General features: G+C 58.9%; 18 protein-coding genes. 7 read left to right on the top strand and 11 right to left on the bottom strand.

Annotated elements, in window-relative coordinates; translation table 11 throughout:
• Window positions 1-3: 3 nt before the first annotated feature.
• The 5 genes from IB252_RS04565 (at window position 4) to cobA (ending at window position 8,336) form a co-directional block, all read left to right on the top strand.
• The gene (locus tag IB252_RS04565) at window positions 4-1,674 is read left to right on the top strand and encodes a bifunctional protein-serine/threonine kinase/phosphatase (RefSeq protein ID WP_111450636.1); all 1,671 of its coding nucleotides are present in this window, start codon (window positions 4-6) and stop codon (window positions 1,672-1,674) included.
• A gap of 402 nt (window positions 1,675-2,076) precedes the next feature.
• A complete protein-coding gene (gene nirB / locus IB252_RS04560; protein ID WP_192407064.1) occupies window positions 2,077-4,530 on the top strand; it encodes a nitrite reductase large subunit NirB in 2,454 nt (817 codons plus the stop codon).
• The gene (gene nirD / locus IB252_RS04555; protein WP_008146292.1) at window positions 4,527-4,844 is read left to right on the top strand and encodes a nitrite reductase small subunit NirD; all 318 of its coding nucleotides are present in this window, start codon (window positions 4,527-4,529) and stop codon (window positions 4,842-4,844) included. The genes nirB and nirD overlap by 4 nt, the downstream gene beginning before the upstream one ends.
• A complete protein-coding gene (locus IB252_RS04550) occupies window positions 4,844-7,558 on the top strand; it encodes a nitrate reductase (protein ID WP_192407063.1) in 2,715 nt (904 codons plus the stop codon). The genes nirD and IB252_RS04550 overlap by 1 nt, the downstream gene beginning before the upstream one ends.
• 10 nt (window positions 7,559-7,568) lie before the next feature.
• Window positions 7,569-8,336 carry a uroporphyrinogen-III C-methyltransferase gene (cobA, locus tag IB252_RS04545; RefSeq protein WP_192407062.1) on the top strand — a complete coding sequence of 256 codons (768 nt, stop codon included), beginning with the start codon at window positions 7,569-7,571 and terminating at the stop codon, window positions 8,334-8,336.
• A gap of 127 nt (window positions 8,337-8,463) precedes the next feature.
• On the opposite strand, the gene IB252_RS04540 is transcribed toward cobA, so the two are convergent.
• The 8 genes from IB252_RS04540 to ppsA all read right to left on the bottom strand — a co-directional run bounded on the left by IB252_RS04540 (window position 8,464) and on the right by ppsA (window position 16,590).
• A complete protein-coding gene (locus tag IB252_RS04540) occupies window positions 8,464-9,498 on the bottom strand; it encodes an OmpA family protein (RefSeq protein ID WP_111450639.1) in 1,035 nt (344 codons plus the stop codon).
• 107 nt (window positions 9,499-9,605) lie between these two features.
• Entirely contained in the window at window positions 9,606-10,196 is a 591-nt protein-coding gene (gene sigX / locus IB252_RS04535; protein WP_008146300.1) for an RNA polymerase sigma factor SigX, read from the bottom strand.
• An 88-nt stretch (window positions 10,197-10,284) separates the two neighbouring features.
• Window positions 10,285-11,109, bottom strand: a complete 825-nt coding sequence (locus IB252_RS04530; RefSeq protein WP_046053154.1) for a mechanosensitive ion channel family protein — start codon at window positions 11,107-11,109, stop codon at window positions 10,285-10,287.
• A 2-nt stretch (window positions 11,110-11,111) separates the two neighbouring features.
• The gene (locus IB252_RS04525) at window positions 11,112-11,360 is read right to left on the bottom strand and encodes a hypothetical protein (protein ID WP_008146303.1); all 249 of its coding nucleotides are present in this window, start codon (window positions 11,358-11,360) and stop codon (window positions 11,112-11,114) included.
• 63 nt (window positions 11,361-11,423) lie between these two features.
• The gene (locus IB252_RS04520) at window positions 11,424-12,419 is read right to left on the bottom strand and encodes a zinc transporter ZntB (protein WP_192407060.1); all 996 of its coding nucleotides are present in this window, start codon (window positions 12,417-12,419) and stop codon (window positions 11,424-11,426) included.
• 26 nt (window positions 12,420-12,445) lie between these two features.
• Window positions 12,446-12,937 carry a ribonuclease E activity regulator RraA gene (gene rraA, locus IB252_RS04515; RefSeq protein WP_111450641.1) on the bottom strand — a complete coding sequence of 164 codons (492 nt, stop codon included), beginning with the start codon at window positions 12,935-12,937 and terminating at the stop codon, window positions 12,446-12,448.
• Between the two features lie 121 nt (window positions 12,938-13,058).
• The gene (locus tag IB252_RS04510; protein WP_111450642.1) at window positions 13,059-14,048 is read right to left on the bottom strand and encodes an alpha/beta fold hydrolase; all 990 of its coding nucleotides are present in this window, start codon (window positions 14,046-14,048) and stop codon (window positions 13,059-13,061) included.
• Window positions 14,049-14,214: 166 nt separating this feature from the next.
• Window positions 14,215-16,590: a phosphoenolpyruvate synthase gene (gene ppsA / locus IB252_RS04505; RefSeq protein ID WP_192407058.1), complete on the bottom strand. Its 2,376-nt coding sequence runs from the start codon at window positions 16,588-16,590 to the stop codon at window positions 14,215-14,217.
• A 174-nt stretch (window positions 16,591-16,764) separates the two neighbouring features.
• Between ppsA and IB252_RS04500 the strand changes: the two genes are divergently transcribed.
• Window positions 16,765-17,583, top strand: coding sequence for a pyruvate, water dikinase regulatory protein (locus IB252_RS04500; protein ID WP_111450644.1), 819 nt, complete (start codon window positions 16,765-16,767; stop codon window positions 17,581-17,583).
• Between the two features lie 123 nt (window positions 17,584-17,706).
• Here the strand turns inward: IB252_RS04500 and IB252_RS04495 are convergent, their stop codons facing one another.
• On the bottom strand, window positions 17,707-19,116 hold the full coding sequence (locus IB252_RS04495; RefSeq protein WP_192407056.1) for a PLP-dependent aminotransferase family protein: 1,410 nt from the start codon (window positions 19,114-19,116) through the stop codon (window positions 17,707-17,709).
• 137 nt (window positions 19,117-19,253) lie between these two features.
• On the opposite strand from IB252_RS04495, the gene IB252_RS04490 reads away from it, so the two are divergent.
• Entirely contained in the window at window positions 19,254-20,156 is a 903-nt protein-coding gene (locus IB252_RS04490) for a DMT family transporter (RefSeq protein WP_192407582.1), read from the top strand.
• 7 nt (window positions 20,157-20,163) lie between these two features.
• Here the strand turns inward: IB252_RS04490 and prpD are convergent, their stop codons facing one another.
• Window positions 20,164-21,648: a 2-methylcitrate dehydratase gene (gene prpD / locus IB252_RS04485; protein ID WP_111450647.1), complete on the bottom strand. Its 1,485-nt coding sequence runs from the start codon at window positions 21,646-21,648 to the stop codon at window positions 20,164-20,166.
• Window positions 21,649-21,955: 307 nt separating this feature from the next.
• Window positions 21,956-23,146 (bottom strand): 2-methylaconitate cis-trans isomerase PrpF, encoded by a 1,191-nt coding sequence (gene prpF, locus IB252_RS04480; protein ID WP_192407054.1) that lies wholly within the window; start codon window positions 23,144-23,146, stop codon window positions 21,956-21,958.
• Window positions 23,147-23,154 lie beyond the last annotated feature (8 nt).

The raw sequence follows: 23,154 nt of genomic DNA, 5'->3' as shown, positions 1-23,154 counted from the left end.
TCAATGAGCCTGCAACTGAGTTTTGCCGAAGCGAGCGCCATTGGCCCTCGCGAGGAGAATCAGGACGCCCTGCGCCTGGTGACTCCAGCCCCGGCGCTGGCGGCGAGCAAGGGTTACCTGTTCGCCATCGCCGATGGCGTCAGCCAATGCGCCGATGGTGGTCTCGCCGCCCGCTCGACGTTGCAGGCTCTTGCGCTGGATTACTACGCCACGCCGGAAACCTGGGGCGTCGCGCAGGCATTGGATCGCCTGCTACTGGCACAAAACCGCTGGTTGCAGGCCAATGGCGGTGGGCAACCGTTGCTCACCACCGTCAGTGCTTTGGTCATGCGCGGTAGGCGGTTTACCTTGGCCCATGTCGGCGATTGCCGGGTTTATCGCTGGCACGCCGACACCTTGCAACGGGTCAGCGAGGATCACGTCTGGGACCAGCCGGGCATGCAGCATGTGCTCAAACGGGCACTTGGGCTCGATCAGCATCTGGTGCTGGATTTTCTCGATGGCGAACTGCGGTTGAACGAAAGTTTCGTACTGCTCAGCGACGGCATTTGGGCCGTGCTGGGCGACACCGCGATTGCGGCAATTCTGCGCGATCAACCGGATTTGAACAGCGCTGCACAGACCTTGGTCAGTGCGGCGCATCTGGCCGGCAGCCAGGACAACGCCAGCGCCTTGTTGGTGCGGGTCGATGCCCTCGGTGAAACGAGCATCGGCGATGCGTTGATTCATTTGCAGCAATGGCCGCTGCCGCCAGCGCTGAAACCGGGTCAGACCTTCGAGGGTTGGCAGGTTGAAGGAATACTCGGCCAGAGCCAGCAGTCGCTGCTCTATCGGGTGCGCGATGGACAACAACAGCCTTGGCTACTGAAAACCTTGCCGGGCGCGTTGCGTGACGATCACCTCGCAGGGCAGGCGTTGCTGTCGGAAGAATGGTTTCTCAAGCGCGTGGCCGGGCGGCATTTCCCTGAAGTCCATGCCGCCAGTCAGCGCCAGCATTTGTACTACGTGATGCGGGAATATTCCGGATCTACCTTGGCGGAGCTGCACGCCGATGTCGGACCGCTGCCTCTGCCCCAATGGCAAGATCTGGCCGAACGCCTGCTGCGCGCCGTTGGCATGCTGCATCGACGGCAGATTCTCCATCGCGATATCAAACCGGAGAACCTGCTGCTGGGAGACGACGGAGAATTGCGCCTGCTGGACTTCGGCCTCGCCTACTGCCCTGGCCTGTCCGAAGATCAGCCTTCTGCCTTGCCTGGAACACCCAGCTATATCGCGCCCGAAGCCTTTCGCGGGGAAGCGCCGACTCCGCAACAGGACTTATATGCCGTCGGCGTGACCTTGTATTTCTTGCTCACCGGGCATTATCCCTACGGCGAAATCGAAGCCTTCCAGCGCCCACGGTTCGGGGTTCCGGTCAGCGCCAGTCGCTATCGACCCGACCTGCCGGAATGGATTGCACAAAGTCTGGAGCACGCCGTGGCGGCGGATCCGGATCAACGCTTTGAAACGGCGGAAGAATGGTTGCTGCTGCTGGAACAGGGCGAGCGACGCAGTTTGAGCGTGCGCCCCAGACCGTTGCTGGAGCGCGAACCGTTGAAAGTCTGGCGGACCTTGGCGCTGGTGTCGTTGCTGGTGAACCTGGTGCTGCTGGTTTTGTTGTTTCATGGTTGAGTTTTTCACTGCACCCAAAAGATCAAAAGATCGCAGCCTGCGCCAGCTCCTACGGGTGCCCACGATCTCCTGCAGGAGCTGCCGTAGGCTGCGATCTTTTGACTTTTCTGCTTCAAAACCGGGCATAGCGCATTGAACCGGTGCACAAAAACACCCTCCGCCCATGACGAAAGCCCATAAATTCTGCATTTGCGAGAGTTGGCACAACCACTGCATTACCTTTCTCAACAGACATAAAGCCCAGCCTTCAACGATGAAGGATGCGCTGCCCGAGAGAACGGGACCAGGACAAAGGCGTCCTCGCTAGGCAACTAGCGGGACGCCTTTTTTTGTTTGCGCAAATTTTGTCGAGCAAGACCTGAAAGCCCTGATGAGGCGGGTCCGAGCTCCCCGGAGAACCTGATGAAAAAATTAAAACTGGTGATGATCGGCAACGGCATGGCCGGGGTTCGCACCCTCGAAGAGCTGCTCAAGCTGAGCAATGAGCTGTACGACATCACGGTCTTCGGCGCCGAACCTCATACCAACTACAACCGCATTCTGCTCTCGCCCGTACTGGCCGGCGAACAGACCTTCGAAGAGATCGTGCTGAACGATCTGGACTGGTACCTGGAAAACAACATCAAGCTGCTGCTCAACCGCAAAGTGGTAGAGATCGACCGGGTCAAACGCCGGGTGATCGCCGAAGACGGCACCGAGGCCGAATACGACCGCCTGCTGATTGCCACCGGCTCGACGCCGTTCATCCTGCCGATCCCTGGCAATACCTTGCAGGGCGTGATCGGCTACCGCGACATTGCCGACACCCAGGCAATGATCGACACCGCCAAGACCCACAAGCACGCCGTGGTCATCGGCGGCGGCCTGCTGGGTCTTGAAGCCGCCAACGGCCTGATGCTGCGCGGCATGCACGTCACCGTGGTGCACATCGGTGAATGGCTGCTGGAACGGCAACTGGACAAAACCAGCGGCCAGTTGCTGCAAACCGCCCTGGAAGCCCGTGGCCTGCACTTTCGTCTTTGCGAGCAAACCCAGGCTCTGCACGACGCCGGCAATGGCCGGGTCGGCTCGGTTGAGTTCAAGAATGGCGACATCATCCCCGCCGACCTGGTAGTGATGGCCGCCGGTATTCGACCCAACACCGAACTCGCGGAAAAATCCGGCATCCCCTGCAACCGCGGGATTCTGGTCAATGACACGATGCAAACCTACGACCCTCGGGTCTACGCCATCGGCGAATGCGCCAGCCACCGTGGAATCGCCTACGGCCTGGTGGCGCCGCTGTTCGAACAGGCTAAGGTCTGCGCCAACCACCTCGCTCAATTGGGCTTTGCCACCTACAAAGGCTCGGTGACGTCGACCAAATTGAAAGTCACCGGCATCGACCTGTTCTCCGCCGGCGACTTTATGGGCGGCGAAGGCACCGAAACCATCACCCTCTCCGACCCTATCGGCGGGGTCTACAAAAAACTGGTGATCAAGGATGACGTGCTGGTCGGGGCCTGTCTGTACGGCGATACGGCAGATGGCGGCTGGTATTTCCGGCAGATCCGTGAGAATCACGCCATCGATGAGATCCGCGATCACCTGATGTTTGGTGAAAACGCCTTGGGCGACGTAGGACATCAAGGCCAGGACAAAGCCATGAGTATGGCCGACACCGCCGAAGTCTGCGGCTGCAACGGCGTGTGCAAAGGCACCATCGTCAAGGCGATTCAGGAGCACGGGCTGTTCAGCGTCGACGACGTCAAGAAACACACCAAGGCTGCCAGCTCCTGCGGCTCCTGCGCAGGGTTGGTGGAACAGATCCTGATCAACACCGTGGGCGGCGCAGCAGACGTCAAACCGAAAAGCGAAAAAGCCATCTGCGGTTGCAGTGACCTCAACCACGGGCAAATCCGCCAGGCCATCCGCGACCAGCACCTGCTGACCATCGCCGGCACCCTGAGCTACCTGAACTGGCGCACCCCGAACGGTTGCGCCACGTGCCGTCCGGCGCTCAACTACTACCTGATTTCCACTTGGCCGGGCGAAGCCAAGGACGACCCGCAATCGCGCCTGATCAACGAACGGGCCCACGCCAACATTCAGAAAGACGGCACTTACTCTGTAGTCCCACGGATGTGGGGCGGTGTGACCAATCCTTCGGAACTGCGGCGCATTGCCGACGTGGCCGACAAATACAACGTGCCGATGGTCAAGGTGACCGGCGGCCAGCGTATCGATTTGCTGGGGATCAAGAAGCAGGACCTGCCGGGCGTCTGGAAAGATCTCGACATGCCGTCCGGCCACGCCTACGGCAAATCCATCCGCACCGTGAAGACCTGCGTCGGCAGCGAGTTCTGCCGCTTCGGTACGCAGAACTCCACGCAACTGGGCATCGAGCTTGAGCACGACCTGTTCAACATGTGGTCGCCGCACAAAGTGAAACTGGCCGTCTCCGGCTGCCCACGCAACTGCTCGGAAGCGGGCATCAAGGACGTCGGAATTATCGGCGTGGACTCGGGCTGGGAGATGTACATCGGCGGCAACGGCGGGATCAAAACCGAAGTCGCGGAATTCTTCGTCAAGCTCAAGACCGCCGAAGAAGTGCGTGAATACAACGGCGCGTTCCTGCAGCTCTATCGCGAAGAAGCGTTCTACCTCGAACGCACCGTGCACTACCTGCAACGGGTCGGCATGGAACACATCAAGAAAGCCGTGCTGGAAGACCCGCAGCGACGCAAAGCGCTCAACGATCGCCTGCAATTCTCCTTGTCGTTCGAACAGGACCCGTGGAAGGAACGCCTGGAGCAACCGCTGTTGAAGAAAGAATTCGACGTCATCACGGTGAAGAATCTGGAGGTGCCGGTATGAACTGGCTGGATATCTGCGCACTGGAAGAAATCAATGCCCTGGGCTCGCGGATCATTGCCGGCCCGAAAGGCGATATCGCGATTTTTCGTACCAGCGACGATGAGGTTTTCGCACTCGATGACCGCTGCCCGCACAAGGGCGGGCCACTATCCCAGGGTCTGATCTATGGCAAACGGGTCGCCTGCCCACTGCATAACTGGCAGATCGACCTGGAAACCGGCGAAGCCCAGGCCCCGGACATCGGTTGTGCTCACCACCATTCAGCACGGGTCGAGAATGGCCGGGTGTTGCTGGCCCTGCGGGAAGCAAGCTGATGAACCAAATCACCGCTTCCACCTGCTGCTATTGCGGAGTCGGCTGCGGCGTGCTGATCGAGCATGACGGCGAGCGCATTCTCGGCGTCAGCGGCGATCCGGCCCACCCGGCCAACTTCGGCAAACTGTGCAGCAAAGGCTCTACCTTGCACCTCACCGGCGACCTCGCAGCCAGGGCGTTGTATCCCGAACTGCGCCTGGGCAAAGGCCTGGCCCGCAGCCGCACCGACTGGGACACCGCTCTCGATCACGCCGCCAGCGTTTTTGCCGAGACCATTGCCGAACACGGCCCGGACAGCGTGGCGTTCTACATTTCCGGGCAATTGCTGACCGAGGATTACTACGCCTTCAACAAATTGGCGCGAGCGCTGGTGGGCACCAACAACATCGACAGCAATTCGCGCCTGTGCATGTCGTCGGCCGTGGTCGGTTACAAGCGCAGCCTGGGCGCCGACGCACCGCCGTGCAGCTACGAAGACCTGGAATTGAGCGACTGCGTGATGATCGTCGGCAGTAACATGGCCTACGCCCACCCGATACTTTTCCGTCGCCTGGAGGAAGCAAAATCCCGCCGGCCGCAGATGAAAGTCATCGTCATCGACCCGCGTCGTACCGACACCTGCGATCTGGCTGACCTGCACCTGGCGATTCTGCCAGGCACCGATGTCGCCTTGTTCCATGGAATTTTGCACCTGTTGCTGTGGGACGACTGGGTCGACCGCGACTTCATCAAGGCCCACACCGAAGGCTTGGCCGAACTGAAGAACCTGGTGCGCGATTACACGCCGCAGATGGTTTCGCAACTCTGCGGGATCAGCGTCGAGCAACTGCAGCAATGCGCCGAATGGGTTGGCACTTCACCGAGCTTCCTGTCGCTGTGGTGCATGGGCTTGAACCAGTCCACCGCCGGCAGCGCGAAAAACAGCGCACTGATCAACCTGCACCTGGCCACCGGGCAAATCGGCCGCCCCGGCGCAGGACCTTTCTCGCTGACCGGTCAGCCGAATGCCATGGGTGGCCGCGAAACCGGCAGCCTGTCGAACCTGCTGCCAGGCCATCGCGAGGCTGCCAATGCCGAGCATCGCGCGGAAGTGGCGGCGTATTGGGGCGTGGATCAACTGCCTGCAAACACCGGGCTCACCGCTATCGAATTGTTTGAGCAGGTGCGCAGCGGAAAAATCAAGGCACTGTGGATCGCCTGCACCAACCCCGCGCAATCAATGCCGGATCAAACCGCCGTGCGCGCAGCACTGCAAGCCTGCCCGTTCGTGGTGTTGCAGGAGGCCTTCCGCACCACCGAAACCGCAGCCTTCGCCGACCTGCTGCTGCCTGCCGCCAGTTGGGGCGAAAAGGACGGCACGGTGACCAACTCTGAACGGCGCATTTCCCACGTTCGTCGAGCCATCGTCGCCCCCGGCGAAGCCCGCCCGGACTGGGCGATCACGGTGGATTTCGCACAGCGCCTGGAGAAATATCTGCGTCCCGGGCAAAGCAGCCTGTTTGCCTTTGAAAACCCGGCGCAGGTCTTCGACGAGTACAAGCAATTGACCCGCGGGCGTGATCTGGACTTGTCCGGCATCAGTCATGCACTGATCGACCGCCTCGGTCCGCAGCAATGGCCCTTCCCCACTGGCGCCAGCGAAGGCACAGCCCGGCTGTACCTGGACGGAATTTTCCCGACGGCCAGTGGACGTGCGCAATTCGTGGCCGACCCGTATCGCGCCGCCAAAGAACAACGCGACGCGCGCTTCCCGCTGACCCTGATCACCGGCCGCCTGCGGGACCAATGGCACGGCATGAGCCGCACCGGCACCGCCGCACAGCTCTTCGGCCACGTCAGCGAAGCCGTATTGAGTTTGCACCCCGATGAACTGCGTCGGCATCGACTGCAATCGGGCGACCTGGTCAGCCTGAAAAGTCGCCGCGGCGAAGTGATTGTCGCCGTTGGAGGCGACGACAGCGTACGACCCGGTCAGGCCTTTCTACCCATGCATTGGGGTGACCGCTTCCTCAAGGGTGGCGTCAATGCGCTCACCCAACCGGCTTTCGACCCTTTGTCGAAACAACCCGAACTCAAACACAGCGGCGTGCGTCTCGAACCCGTAAATCTCCCATGGCAGCTATTCGCCCTGATCGAGGGCGATATTCAACAGAATTTTGAGACGCTACGACCGCTCTGTGAGGCGTTTTCCTACGTCAGCCTCAGCCTCGCTGGTCGTGAACGCCCCGCGCTGCTGATACGCGCTGCCAGCGCCGTCGCGCCCGACCCGCAACTGCTGCGTGATATCGATCAATGCCTGGGACTCAACGATGGCCCGGTTTTGGCCTACGACGACCCACGGCGCTCCATCGGTAAACGGGTGCGGATCGAGAACGGCCGGATCACCGCGATTCGCCTGGCCGGTGAAACCCTTGCCCAACACTGGCTGCAAAGCCTGTGGCTGGAAGGTCGCGCTGACGAACAACTGCGGCGCTGGCTGCTGGCACCGCTGAGCGCGCCACCGGGCAACGCCAATACGCCGGCCGCCGGGAACAAAGTCCTGTGCAACTGCAAAAACGTCAGCCAAAGCGCGGTCTGCGCCGGCATTAACCGCGGTCTGGACCTGCAGGCTTTGAAACAAGAATTGGGCTGCGGCACGCAATGCGGCTCCTGCGTCCCGGAAATCAAGCGTTTGCTGGCCGCCACTGCGCAGCCGGTCGCCGTCACCTCGTGAGGAAAACACTATGAGCGCAAAAGTCTGGCTGGTGGGTGCGGGTCCTGGCGATCCGGAATTGTTGACCCTCAAGGCCGTGCGAGCGTTGAGCGAAGCGGATGTGGTGCTGATCGATGACCTGGTCAACGACGCGGTGCTGGAGCATTGCCCGCAGGCGCGAATCATTCCCGTGGGCAAGCGCGGCGGCTGTCGCTCCACACCTCAGGCATTCATTCATCGCCTGATGCTTCGTTATGCCCGCCACGGAAAATGCGTGGTGCGCCTCAAGGGCGGTGATCCGTGCATTTTTGGCCGGGGCGGCGAAGAGGCGCAGTGGCTGCGTGAACAGGGGGTCGAAGTGGAACTGGTCAACGGCATCACCGCCGGGCTTGCCGGTGCAACGCAATGCGATATTCCGTTGACCCTGCGGGGTGTTGCGCGTGGCGTGACGCTGGTCACCGCCCACACTCAGGATGGCAGCAGCCTGAACTGGCAAGCCCTGGCCCAAGGTGGTACGACGCTGGTGGTGTATATGGGTGTCGCAAAACTGAGCGAGATTCGCGAGCAACTGCTCGCCGGAGGAATGGCGGCGGATACTCCGGTGGCAATGATTGAAAACGCTTCCCTGCCACACCAACGGGAATGTCGGAGCGATCTGACTGCGATGGAAGAAGATGCCTACGCCTTTGAGTTGAAAAGCCCGGCCATCCTGGTGATTGGAGCGGTCGCGGCCTGCAAAGAAAGCCAAAAGATCGCAGCCTGCGGCAGCTCCTACACAGCTTCTGCGTTCAACCTGTAGGAGCTGTCGAAGGTTCGGGCCGCGTTTCGGACGATCTTTTCACCGCAACGCAAATCCCCCGCTAAAACCCAAATCGCAGACAAAGAAAAGCCCGGCCTAAGCCGGGCTTTTCAGAGCTGCGAGCTAATTACTTAGCTGGAGCTTCAACCTGCGCTTCTACGCGACGGTTTACAGCGCGACCAGCTTCAGTTTTGTTGTCAGCAACTGGGCGGGATTCGCCGTAGCCAACAGACTGAACGCGGGACGATTCAACACCGTACTGGTTGGTCAGAACTTGCTTAACGGCGTTTGCACGACGCTCGGACAGTTTCTGGTTGTAAGCGTCAGGACCGACGGAGTCAGTGTGACCTTCAACAGTAGTAGTGGTGGATGGGTACTGTTTCATGAAGTCAGCGAGGTTTTTGATGTCGCCGTAGCTGTTAGGCTTGACTACCGACTTGTCGAAGTCGAACTTCACGTCCAGCTCAACACGAACAACTTCAGCAACTGCTGGGCAGCCATCAGCGTCAACAGTTACGTTGGCTGGGGTGTCCGGGCACTTGTCAACGTTGTCGCAAACGCCATCGTTGTCGCTGTCGGAGCAGACTTCAGCTGGTGCTGGAACTGGAGCAGCAGCAGGCTTGGAGCCGCCACCGAAGTTCACACCGATACCGACGCTTGGAGCCCACTCGGTGTCGCCCTGGTCGATGTTGTATTGAGCTTCAACGCCAGCACGGGCGTAGAAGTTATCGGTGAAGTACAGCTTGGCACCGCCGCCAACGTTGGCGAAGGTGGAACGGTTACGACCGCCACCGCCGTTCTGGCCAATGCTCTGGTCCGAGAAACCGGCAGAAACGTATGGACGGATCATGTCGCCTGGGTTGTTGAAGTGGTACAGAGCGTCCAGAGCGGTATCAGCGCCCTTAACGTTACGACCGTCATCGGAACGCACGTTGTGCACTTCGTCGTAAGCCAGACGCAGTTCAACGTCGTCGGTGATGAAGTAGCCTACGGAAGCGCCAAACAGGTTGCCATTGTTTTTGAAGTCACGATCGCTGTCGTACTGTTCTTTCTTGGCGAAGCCTTCGATTTCAACTGCGCCTTGGCCTTGTGCCAGTGCGCCGAACGTAGTGGCGGCAATCAAAGAACCAATGGCCAAGCCCAAGGTGTTTTTCAGTTTCATCCGTTAAATCCCCATCTGGTGATTGTGAAGCAGTCCCGCAAACCGGGGGACAACTCGGCGGCAAGTCTATCAGAACTTGCCTACACGTAAGAGATATTTGCGCCGAACTAAGTTTCAGCAATGCCTGCAAATTTCTCACGCAATTTATCTAGAGCACGTTTGTAACGCATTTTTGTCGCACTCAAACCCATGTGCATGATATCCGCGATCTCTTGAAATTCCAGCTCTGCGACAAATCGTAGCACCAGAATTTCACGGTCAATCGGGTTCACATACACTAACCAGCGATCAAGTCCACCCTTGTCCTCAGGTTTCGGCGCCTTTTCTTCAGACGCTTCCTCGAGGGGGTCCAGACTCAAAGCATCCATCAAGCGACGCTTTCGCCGTTCTTTCCGATACTGCGTGATGCACTCGTTGTACGTGATGCTGTATAGCCACGTCTTGAACTTCGATTTGCCCTCGAAGTTCTTCAGGCCATACAGCACCTTCAACATCACTTCCTGACAGACATCGTCTGCGTCGCGATCGTTCCCAAGATACCGCGCACAGACGTTAAATAATGTTCGCTGGTAACGCCGCATCAGTTCTTCATAAGCGCGCGTTACGTGAAACAGCTCGGTATGCGAGCGCGCGACCAACTCCTCATCAGAGAGCTCGCGGGGGTCGTAGCGCGTGGACAGCGATTGAGCTTTATTCAAAACAAGTCGGGCCGACAGTCAGGTCAATGTCCGCCGCAACCCTTTCAGGGTATTTTTGCGGCGGCATACATTAGCAGGGTTTGCCGGGTTAGCGGCTACTCACATGCTGTTCCAGGAGAATCCGATTGGAAAGAGAGACTAGCTCCCCCTCATCGGTCAGCAATGTGGTTTTAACCGTGCCGATCTCTTCGATCTGACCTTCGACCTCGCCAACACGCACTTGTTGCCCAACCTGATACAACTCCCGCACATAGATTCCCGCAAGAATCTGACCGGCAATTTCCCGGCTTCCCAATCCCATGGCCAGCGCAACCGCCAGACCAACGGTAATCAAAACTATCACAATCACGTGGTTGAGCAGGTCAGTCTTGACCTCCAACTGGCTGATTGCGACCGAAATACTGATGATAATCACCAGGCCCTGGGCAATTCTCCCCAGGCCCGCAGCATAATCCAGCCCTACACCCTCTGCTGCACCTCGCACCAGCCCATTGGCCAATTGCGCGAGTAAAACACCCACCAGCAGCACCAGCGCGGCGCCAAATACTTTCGGCACATACAGCGCAAGCATATCAAGCGTAGCCGAAACTCGCTCAAGCCCAAGGGATTCTGCGGCAGAAACCAGGAAAATCAGCAGAACGAACCAATAGACAATCTTGCCAATCAAGGTCGAGATAGGCACTTGAAGGCCGGCCCGGGACAGCAATTTGGTCAGTCCGGTGCCGCCCATCAGGCGATCGAGCCCCAGCTTGGCGAGCAACTTAGACAGCAAAGTGTCCAAAAGTTTCGCAACGACGAAACCCAACAGCAGCACAACCAGTGCGCCGAACAGGTTCGGGATGAAATTTGCAACCTTGGTCCATAACGCAGTCATTGCAGTGACGAGGCTCTGAGTCCAGAGATCAAGTTCCATATTCAATCAGCCTTATCAGCAGTGCGAACGGTAGGTTTACGGTGACGGGAAACCGGAGCGACATGGGCCGATCCGTTATTCAGGGCGATCATCAACGCGGGCAACCAACGGCCCAGCAGGCTGAACAGATCACCGGCGCCGACCTGGCGGTTGGCGGTTTTCAGTACACGCCCAAGGCACGCATCGTCGTCCCGGGTGGACGGTGATGCCTTGAGCATGTCACGCAAAGACTGTTCAAACGGATCGTGCATACGCACCTCTCGTGATGTCTGTGAAAGACGCGGTCAAATTTGCTCGGGTCACATCGCTCACCCTCAGACCCAGCGCAAACGTCGGAATAACCACCACTGCCCCAGCGCCACCGAGACCATCATCAGGCACGCGATCAGGAAGCCATAGGGGCTTGCAGAGAACGGAATCCCGCCGACATTGATGCCCAGAAGACCCGTCAGAAAACTCATCGGCAAAAAGATCCCGGTGATGATCCCGAAGCGGTACATCGTGCGATTCATTCGCACGCTCAAACGTCTGTCTTCGGCCTCGAGGACCAACCCCACCCGCTCCCGGGTCAATTCCAGCTCCTCCAGATATCGGGTCAGGCTGTTATTCAATTCGTTCCAGTAATCGCCATCATCTTCGACAAACCAAGGCAGTTTTATCCGTGTCAGCTGACCGAAAATGTCCCGTTGCGGAGCGAGAAAGCGCTTCAACGCAGCAGCCCTTCGCCGGATCTGTAAAACGGCTCCGTGCTCGGGTGTATACCGTTCGTCGGCATCCAGCTTTTCTTCTTCCTCATCGACGACTTCCGAGAGGCAGCTGACCAGATCCTGCACCTTGTGGGTGAGGTATTGCGCCATATAAAGGATGAGTTCTGACGCCGTTTTCGGTCCTTTGCCTTCGGCGAGCTGCAGCAGCAACTCATCGGTGGCGCGCAACGGACGCAAACGCAGGGAAATGACCCGCTGGGCCGACGCGAAGATCCGCACCGAGACCATGTCTTCCGGCTCGGCGCCCGGGTTCAGGTTGACCCCACGCAAAAATAGCAGCAGTTCGCTGTCCGAAAGCTGTACAAGACGCGGACGGGTGTTTTCTTCAAGTAAAAGATCACAGCTGAATTCGCTCAGACCGCTGGATTGTCGCAACCAGGTCTGGGTTTGCGGGTGACTGCGATCCCAGTGCAGCCACAGGCTTTCATGGGCCTGCAGCTGCAAGTCATCGAGTTCAGTCCGGGCTATCGAACGCGCACTGCCTTTACCGTCCAGCACCAGGGCATGCACCAGCCCCCACTGCGCGTTTTCTTCCTCGAACATCCTCACCCCTTTGTTGGTGCAGCGCTTTATTCAGGCATTTTCAGCGGGCTTGGCGAAATGATCACGCCGTTATTGTCCGCATAGATGTAGTGGCCCGGGTGGAACGTCACACCGGCAAAAGTGACCGCAACGTTGAGATCGCCGAGCCCGCGCCGGTCGGATTTCCTCGGGTGGCTGGCCAGGGCCTGAACGCCCAGATCGGTCTGCGCGATGATATCTACGTCGCGGATGCAACCGTAGATCACCAGCCCTTCCCAGCCGTTTTTAGCGGCTTTCTCGGCCAACATGTCACCCAGCAACGCATGACGCAGGGAACCGCCGCCGTCGACCACCAGCACCTTGCCATTCCCCTTCAGCTCGACCTGCTCCTTGACCCGCGAATTGTCTTCGAAACATTTGATGGTCACGATTTCGCCACCGAAAGAATCACGGCCGCCGAAATTGTTGAACATCGGCTCCAGCACCTGCACCAGCTCCGGATAGGCGTCGCAAAGGTCAGGCGTGATGTAATGGTTCATCGAGAAACTCCTGTAGAGAGGAAGACAATCGAGGATGTCGCAAAGTGACCAGAAAAGCTCAATGCGTCATATCTTAGCCGCAAGCCGAACGGAGCGAAATGCCCTTGTTAGAGCATCAGGCTCATACCGCCGCAGCCAGACCCGGTTTTCCACCCAGCAATGGCGTTTGCTGATCTGCCAACCAGCGCGCCACCAGCGGCCAGACTTCAGTCTGCGCAGACTTGCTGACGAGCATCTCTACATGACCGAAATTATCGCCAAAGCCCTGCTCGCGACCCAGGCTGATGAATTGCTTATGCTCAGAACCCACCTGATCAAATAGCTTGCGACAAGCCCAGGTTGGGTCCTGATGGTCACCGGCGGCACTCACGGCCAATACCGGTAACTGAACGTCGGCCAATCCGGCCCACCAATCCTTGTCGGCATCGCCAAAGCGCCCGAACAGGCCATACCAGCGCATGCTTTCCAGGGCCAGGCCAATGGGCTCATCCTCCGGGCCGCGCTTGAGCCGTGAACCGGACAACTGGGCAAAGCGTTTAAGAATGAAACGCCCGCTCCACTCCACCGGGGGAATTTTCAACGGCCAATAGGTGCGGCTGATTTGAGTGCCGAAAAACGCTGCGGAAGCCACTACCGGCTCGCCGATGTACTCACCACCCAATGCCGCTGCCAGGGTAATCCCGCCCAGCGAGTGACCGATCCAGTGCGGGATCTGGCCGCTCTGCTCGCGCACGAACGCGCCAATGGCCGGTAAATCGTAACGGGCGTAGTCGGCAACACGGTTCTTGCGGTAGTTCTGGTTACGCTGGGACAGGCCGTGACCACGCATTTCGGGAATCCATACATCGAATCCCAGACGCGTCAGGTAGGCGCCCAGTCCAAGCCCCTTCGGGGAAAACCAGAACCGGCGATTGGAAAAGCTGCCGTGAAGCAAAATAACCGGAACGCCACGCGCGTCTGAGCCATCCGCCATGCCCAGGCGCGTCACGGCCAGTTCGACGGTGCCGTCAGGGCTGTTGCCGGGTTTCAGACGATAGACGTCTTCGCTCAGATCGCCGCGCCGCTCGGCGCTGATCAGGGCGACAGGAAATAGGTTGCTGCTGCTTTGCATAATGCTCTTGCACAAAAAAGGGCGGCATCCAGAGGAGCCCGCCCTACTTCAATCTCAGAAAACGACTACCCCCTGTAGGAGCACAGTTTGCTGGCGATGGCGATTTTGTAGACGCCATCGCGGGCAAGCCTTGCTCCTACAGTGAGCGGCCCTTTCACTCACACCATCAAGCCGGAGCCTGACCTTCAGCCAGGAAGAACCAGGTTTCCAGTACGGAATCGGGGTTCAACGAAACGCTTTCGATGCCCTGCTCCATCAGCCATTTGGCCAGATCAGGGTGGTCCGAAGGACCCTGACCGCAAATGCCGATGTACTTGCCAGCCTTGTTGCAGGCCTGAATCGCGTTGGCCAACAGCTTCTTGACCGCCGGATTACGCTCGTCAAACAGGTGCGCGATGATCCCGGAGTCACGGTCCAGGCCCAGGGTCAGCTGGGTCAGGTCGTTGGAACCGATGGAGAAGCCGTCGAAGAACTCGAGGAATTCTTCAGCGAGGATCGCGTTGGACGGCAGTTCGCACATCATGATGATGCGCAGACCGTTTTCGCCGCGCTTCAGACCGTTCTCCGCCAACAGGTCGATGACCTGGCTGGCTTCGCCGAGGGTACGGACGAATGGCACCATGATTTCGACGTTGGTCAGCCCCATCTCGTTGCGCACACGCTTGAGGGCGCGGCATTCGAGTTCGAAGCAGTCACGGAACGATTCGCTGATGTAACGCGAAGCGCCACGGAAGCCCAGCATCGGGTTTTCTTCTTCCGGCTCGTAGAGCTTGCCACCGATCAGGTTGGCGTATTCGTTGGACTTGAAGTCCGACAGACGCACGATGACCTTTTTCGGGGTGAACGCAGCGGCCAGGGTGCTGATGCCTTCAACCAGCTTCTCGACATAGAAGCCAACCGGATCGTCGTAACCGGCGATGCGCTTGTCGACGCTGTCCTTGATGTCCTGCGGCAACCCTGCGTAGTTCAGCAGCGCTTTCGGGTGAACACCGATCATGCGGTTGATGATGAACTCCAGACGGGCCAGGCCCACACCGGCGTTCGGCAGTTGCGCGAAGTCGAAGGCGCGATCCGGGTTGCCGACGTTCATCATGATCTTGAACGGCAGATCAGGCATGGCATCGACGGAGTTTTTCTTGATGTCGAAGCCCAGTTCGCCTTCGAAGATGTAACCGGTGTCGCCTTCAGCGCAGGAAACGGTCACGCCCTGGCCTTCTATCAACAGCTGGGTGGCGTTGCCGCAACCGACCACGGCGGGGATGCCCAGCTCGCGAGCGATGATCGCCGCGTGGCAAGTACGGCCGCCACGGTTGGTGACAATGGCGCTGGCGCGCTTCATGACCGGTTCCCAGTCCGGGTCGGTCATGTCGGAGACCAGAACGTCGCCTGGCTGGACTTTGTCCATCTCGGACACGTCCTTGATGATGCGGACCTTGCCGGCGCCGATGCGCTGGCCGATGGCGCGACCTTCAACCAGCACGGTGCCGGTTTCTTTCAACAGGTAACGTTCCATGACGTTGGCCTGGGTGCGGCTCTTCACGGTTTCAGGACGGGCCTGAACGATGTAGAGCTTGCCGTCGTCGCCGTCTTTGGCCCATTCGATGTCCATCGGGCACTTGTAGTGCTTCTCGATGATCATCGCTTGCTTGGCCAGTTCGCTGACTTCGGCGTCGGTCAGGCAGAAACGTGCGCGATCAGCCTTGTCGACGTCGATGGTCTTGACCGATTTACCGGCCGTGGCGATTTCGCCGTAGATCATCTTGATGGCTTTGCTGCCCAGGTTGCGACGCAGGATGGCCGGACGACCGGCTGCCAGCGTTCCTTTGTGGACGTAGAACTCATCCGGGTTCACCGCGCCTTGTACGACGGTTTCACCCAGGCCGTAGGCGCCGGTGATGAACACCACGTCACGGAAGCCCGATTCGGTATCGAGGGTGAACATCACGCCGGCGGTGCCGGTTTCGGAGCGGACCATGCGCTGCACGCCGGCCGACAGGGCAACCAGCTTGTGGTCGAAGCCCTGGTGGACGCGGTAGGAAATCGCGCGGTCGTTGAACAGCGAAGCGAACACCTCTTTGGCGGCGCGAATAACGTTTTCGACACCACGGATGTTCAGGAAGGTTTCCTGCTGACCGGCAAAGGAAGCGTCCGGCAGGTCTTCGGCGGTAGCGGAAGAGCGCACGGCCACGGCCATGTCAGGGTTGCCGGCCGACAGCGTGGCGAACGCGGTGCGGATTTCGGCGTTGAGCTTCTCGGGGAACTCGGCTTCCATGATCCATTGACGGATCTGGGCGCCGGTCTTGGCCAGGGCATTGACATCATCGACGTCCAGGGCGTCGAGGGCGGCATGGATCTGATCGTTCAGGCCGCTCAGCTCAAGAAAATCACGATAAGCCTGAGCTGTCGTGGCAAAGCCACCGGGCACCGATACACCGGCACCTGCAAGGTTACTGATCATCTCGCCCAGGGATGCGTTCTTGCCCCCTACGTGCTCTACATCATGGACGCCGAGCTTATCGAGGGAAACTACGTACTCTACCAAGGTGATCTCTCCACTAACTGTGTTGGAAAAGCTCAGAAGCCGGCTGCTCTATGGAGCGTTTGCCAGCTGTATGGCCTGGACCTGGAAAATAAGTGAGAATGCAGGCCACTGGCGGCCGGCAAATCGCGCCTATCATATCCAAGATTCGTCACTAGCTTAAGGCCCAAGGTGCAAATGAAACGATCTGCTTTCTTTATCTCCGATGGTACCGGCATTACCGCCGAAACCCTGGGTCAAAGCCTCCTGGCGCAGTTCGAAAACATTACCTTCAGCAAATTCACGAAGCCGTACATCGACAACGCGGATAAAGCGCGGCTCATGGTACAACAAATCAACAAAGCCGCTGAAAACGATGGTTTTCGGCCGATCATCTTCGACACCATTGTCAACCAGGACATCCGTGAGATCCTCGCAACGTCCAATGGTTTCATGATCGACATTTTCTCGACCTTTCTGGCGCCTCTTGAACAGGAATTGACCGAGCATTCTTCCTACACCGTCGGCAAGTCCCACTCGATTGGCAGCAACTCCAATTACATGGAGCGGATCGAGGCAGTGAACTTCGCCCTCGACAACGACGACGGTGCGCGCACGCATTATTACGACAAGGCGGACCTGATTCTAGTGGGCGTGTCGCGTTGTGGTAAGACGCCGACGTGCCTGTACATGGCCATGCAATTTGGCATCCGCGCGGCCAACTATCCGCTGACCGAAGACGACATGGAACGCCTGCAATTGCCAGCAACCCTGCGTGCCCATCAGCACAAACTGTTCGGCCTGACCATCGACCCGGATCGCCTCACCGCGATCCGCAACGAGCGCAAGCCCAATAGCCGCTATTCGAGCTACGCCCAGTGCGAATTCGAAGTGCGTGAGGTGGAGAATCTGTTCCGTCGCGAGAACATTCCGCACATCAATTCCACGCATTTTTCGGTGGAAGAGATTTCGGCGAAGATTCTGGTGGAGAAAGGCGTGGAGCGGCGGTTCAAGTAGTGCTGTAGAGCCCGCTATACCGCTATCGCGAGCAGGCTCACTCCCACAGTTGATCTCCAGTGGACACAAAGTTTATGTACGACAGAGATCAACTGTGGGAGTGAGCCTGCTCGCGATGAACGATCACTCGGTCTCAGCCAAAGCCCCCGCCAACGCTTCAAACCCTTGAAGCAACAACCGATCATCCCCTGTCGAATGACACACACTCGCCCTGATGAACTGCGGCACCGCCCCATGTCCGACCGCAAACGCTTCAGCAGTTGCCACCCGATAATTATTCTCCTTGAGCTCCTCAGCAATCTGCGAGGCCCGCCACGGCTCGGGCACTTCAATCCAGAAGTGCGGGCTATGGGAATGAGTTTTGTACGCCAAGCCTTCCAGCACACCACTGACCAACGTCTTGCGCCGACCAATCTCGGCAATCTGCTGGCTCAACAACTGCTCGGCCCTACCGTTTTCTATCCACAGACTCGCCACCTCCAGCGACAGCGGGCTGGCCATCCAGCACGTCCCGCGCACCGCTGCGCTCAAACGTCCGATCAACGGTTGCGGCGCATGCAGGTAACCGACCCGCAAACCCGCCGAAACCGCCTTGCTCAGGCTGCCGATCAGCACCGAGCGCTCCGGGGCGAAATGGCTCAAGGGTAACGGTCGCTGTTGAGCCAATACCGCGTGGGCTTCGTCTTCAAAGATCAACAGATTGTGCTGCCGACAATTCTCTGCAATCGCCTCGCGCCGTGCGACGGACATCACTGCAGCCGTAGGATTCTGGATCGTCGGTGTGCAATACAGCGCCGACACACGATGGTTGCGGCAAACCTCCTCCAGGGCATTGGGCATCAGCCCTTCATCATCCATCCCGACACCGATCAGTTTTATCCCGAGCTGGCGTGCGACGCTGATCAACCCCGGGTAGGTCAGGTGCTCTGTCACCAACGTATCACCCGCCTTGAGCAACCCCATCAAGGCACACAACAGACCGTGCTGGCCGCCGTTCACGCAAACGATCTGCTCGGCGTTCGGGACAAATTCTTTATGCCTGAGCCAGTGCGCCCCTGCCGCACGATAGCGTGGCAAACCGACATCGACGGTGTAACCGCTGATGTGTTGCAACGCCTCAGGATCAAGGGACAACGCTTGCAGGCTCTGACTCAAAAAAAGCGCTTCCTGCCTCGGAATCGGTTGATTGCGGCTCATGTCGAAAAACGCCTGCGGCTCATCGCTGACATTGCGAAAGCCGCCGTCCCGCGGCCGTTCCATCCCACGCTGACGCACATAGGTGCCGTCTCCTACGCGAGCGACCACCAATCCCACACGTTCGAGCTCACCGTAAGCGCGGCTGACGGTACCGATGGTCACACCGAGGCTATCCGCCAGCAGCCGATGAGGCGGCAATTTGCAGCCGGGCTCGATCAGCCCTTCAGCGATGCCTTTTTCGATCGCGTCGGCGAGGCGTTTGTATTTCACCCCCAGACCGTTCGCCAGGCCGTCGCGCAGGATTGACACCATGGCAATACTTGTTTTGACAGTCATTCCAGCCCCGAATAGCGTGCTTGAAACAGGTTCAATCAGGGATAGACCTTTTGCAGAAGGAGGTCAATTCCGAACATAAAAGGAGTCCGATCATGTCCATAGCCATCAGCGCACCTTCACGCACTACGAAACCCTGGCTGGCCGCCCTGATCACCAGCGTGTTGTTCCTGATCGTGTGCCTGAGCTGGGGCACCACGTGGCTCGGGATCAAGATTGCCGTTGAAAGCGTGCCGCCGCTGACCGCTGCCGGCCTGCGGTTCCTCATCGCCTTCCCGCTCTTTCTCGGCTTCGCCCTGATACGTCGTGAACCGCTGCTGTTTCCCAAGGAAAGCCGTTGGTTTTTTGTCTTCGTCACGCTGTCGTATTTCAGCCTGCCGTACTACTTGCTCAACTACGGCGAGATGCACGTGTCATCGGGTCTGACGGCGCTGTTGTTCAGCTGCATGCCGGTGTTCATCCTGTTGTTTTGCGCGCTGTTTCTGCGGGAAAAAATCTACCCCTCGCAAGTGCTGGGCATTGCCATCGGTTTCGGCAGTCTGTTCATGATCATCCGCAGCCAGGGGCTGCATCTGGACCATGCCGAATTGTTCGGAGTGTTGGCCATCCTCTGCGCAGCGGTGATGCATGCGCTGTGTTACGTGGTGACTAAAAAACACGGCACGGCGATCAGCGTCATCACCTACAACACGCTGCCAATCGGCATCGCCGGGCTGATGCTGTTTGTCGCCGGATTGAGTGTCGAAGCACCGGTGTTCAATGGCATCACCGCGCGTTCGTGGAGCGCCCTGCTCTATCTGGGGCTGGTGGCGTCGGTGGGCGGGTTTATCGTTTACTTTTTGCTGCTCAAGCGGCTGAGCCCGATCATTCTGTCGTTTGTGTTCATCATTTTTCCGGTGTTCGCAGTGATCATCGGCGCCTGGTACGAGGGGCAAACCGTGTCCCGGGAATTGATGATGTACTCGGCGATTTTGCTGACGGGGTTTGCGATCACCAAATTGCCTGTGGAGAAGTGGCTCATCGGCAAAAAAACAAACCCCTAGGCGACGGTCAGATCACAAACAAATCCACAAACCTGTTCACCGGTGTGGCTTCAAGCTTCGCCTGGTCCTTGCACAACGCAAAGATCTCGGCGCTGCGCTGGGCGTTGAAGCGCGTCGCCAGGTTCGCCTTGAACTTGTCTTCCAGCAGCGCAATGCCGTCGGAGCGGCGACGGCGATGGCCGATCGGGTACTCCACCAACACGTTTTCGGTGCTGGAGCCGTCCTTGAAGAACACCTGTATCGCATTGGCGATGGAGCGTTTGTCGGCCTCCAGGTATTCGCGGGTGTAGCGCGGGTCTTCGACGATAACCATTTTCTCGCGCAGCACGTCGATGATCGGATGCGCCGCGTGGAAGTCGTCTTCGTACTGCTCGGCCACCAGATTGCCGAACGCCAGCGGCACGGCTGTCATGTACTGAATGCAATGGTCACGATCCGCCGCATTGGCCAGCGGGCCGACCTTGGAGATGATGCGGATTGCCGATTCGTGGGTAGTGATGACGATTTTGTCGATTTCGTGCAGGCGATTTCTGACTTGCGGATGCAACGTCACTGCCGCTTCGCAGGCCGTTTGCGCGTGGAACTCGGCGGGAAAACTGATCTTGAACAGCACGTTTTCCATCACGTAGCTGCCGTACTTCCGGGAGAAGCTGAACGCGCGTTTGTCTTCGGGCTTGAGCGCCAGATCGTTGTTGGTGTGACTGAACAGCACATCGTAGAAGCCCCATTGTTTCGCGGTCAGTACGCCAGGGATGCCCATTTCGCCACGCATGGCGATGTCCGCCAGACGCACGCCACGGCTGGACGCGTCGCCGGCCGCCCAGGATTTACGCGATCCGGCATTCGGCGCATGACGGTAAGTGCGCAGCGCCTGACCGTCGGCGAACGCATGGGACAACGCCGACAACAACTGCTCACGATTGGCGCCCATCAGCTTGGCGGTGACCGCGGTCGAGGCGACTTTCACCAGGATGACGTGATCCAGGCCTACACGATTGAAGGAGTTTTCCAACGCGATCACGCCCTGGATTTCGTGAGCCATGATCATGGCGTCGAGTACCGCGCGAACGGTCAGCGGCGCGTCGCCATTGGCCAGGCGTTTTTGCGACAAGTGATCGGCCACCGCGAGAATGCCGCCGAGGTTATCGGACGGATGGCCCCACTCGGCGGCGAGCCAGGTGTCGTTGTAGTCGAGCCAGCGCACGATGCAGCCGATGTCCCACGCCGCCTTGACCGGGTCGAGGCGATAACTGGTACCGGGGACCCGCGCGCCAAACGGGACGACGGTGCCTTCCACCATGGGGCCGAGGTGTTTGGTGCATTCGGGGAAGCGCAGGGCCAGCAGGCCGCAACCCAACGTGTCCATCAGGCAGTTGCGTGCGGTGTCGAGGGCTTCGGCGGACTGGATCTTGAAATTGAGGACGTAGTCGGCAATGTCCTGCAGGACCGTGTCGTAGTCGGGGCGGTTGTTCTGGTCGACGTTGGTGCTCATGTTCGATTCACTCCAGTTCAGGATTGTTGAGTGGTGGTGTTCTTCCTCAGGGGCAGGTTTGGTTTTGATTTTTGCAGGTCTGGGGTGCCTGCTTGATTTTGTATTTATTCAGGTAGATCCCCCCTCACCCCAACCCTCTCCCCAGAGGGGAGAGGGGGCTGACCGAGGTGTATTTCGATCCGCTGCGACCTGAAAGATAGAGTCGAACTCAGGACTTGAAAAGCAAGAAGATCTGCTCCCTTTCCCCCTCTCCCCACTGGGGCGGTCCGACGTTTCGGGAGGGTTGGGGTGAGGGGTGATTTTCAGATCAGAACGAATCGCCCGGCACGCGGACGTAACCTTCCATCAACACCCGCGCACTGCGGCTCATGATGGCTTTGTTCACGGTCCACTCGCCGTTCACCAGGCTGGCTTCAGCCCCCACACGCAAGGTGCCGGACGGATGCCCAAAGCGCACGGCATTGCGTTCGACACCACCCGCGGCAAGGTTCACCAGCGTGCCGGAAATCGCCGCCGCCGTACCAATCGCCACCGCCGCCGTGCCCATCATCGCGTGGTGCAGTTTGCCCATGGACAACGCCCGCACCAGCAGATCGACATCAGCCGCCGCAATCGCTTTGCCACTCGAAGCAACGTAGTCCGCAGGCTTGGCCACAAAGGCAACCTTGGGCGTGTGCTGACGCTTGGCCGCATCGTCCAGATCCTTGATCAGGCCCATGCGCAATGCGCCGTAAGCCCGAATGGTTTCAAACATCAGCAACGCTTTCGGATCGCTATTGATCGCGCCTTGCAGCTCGGTGCCGGTGTAACCGATGTCTTCGGCATTAACGAAAATCGTCGGAATACCGGCATTGATCATGGTCGCCTTGAAAGTTCCGACGCCAGGCACTTCGAGGTCATCCACCAGGTTGCCGGTAGGAAACATCGAACCGCCGCCGCCCTCTTCTTCCGCTGCAGGGTCCATGAATTCGACCTGCACTTCAGCCGCCGGAAAGGTCACGCCGTCGAGTTCGAAATCACCAGTCTCCTGCACTTCACCATTGGTGATCGGCACGTGGGCGATGATGGTCTTGCCGATGTTGGCCTGCCACACGCGAACCACGGCAACGCCGTTGTGCGGGATGCGGCTGGCGTCCACCAAACCATTGCTGATGGCAAACGAACCGACCGCCGCCGACAGATTGCCGCAGTTGCCACTCCAATCGACGAAAGGCTTGTCGATGGACACCTGTCCAAACAGGTAATCGACGTCGTGATCGGCCTTGATGCTTTTGGACAGGATCACGGTTTTGCTGGTGCTGGAGGTCGCGCCGCCCATGCCGTCGATTTGCTTGTCGTACGGGTCGGGGCTGCCGATCACGCGCAGCAACAAGGCATCGCGCGCCGGGCCTGGAACCTGTGCCGCTTCGGGCAGATCTTTCAGGCTGAAGAACACGCCTTTGCTGGTGCCGCCGCGCATGTAGGTGGCGGGGATTCTAATTTGAGGTGCGTGAGCCATGATGTTCC

The organism is Pseudomonas sp. PDM10 (genome assembly GCF_014852295.1).
Lineage (GTDB): Bacteria > Pseudomonadota > Gammaproteobacteria > Pseudomonadales > Pseudomonadaceae > Aquipseudomonas.
This window is presented reverse-complemented; position numbering and strand designations above follow the sequence as displayed.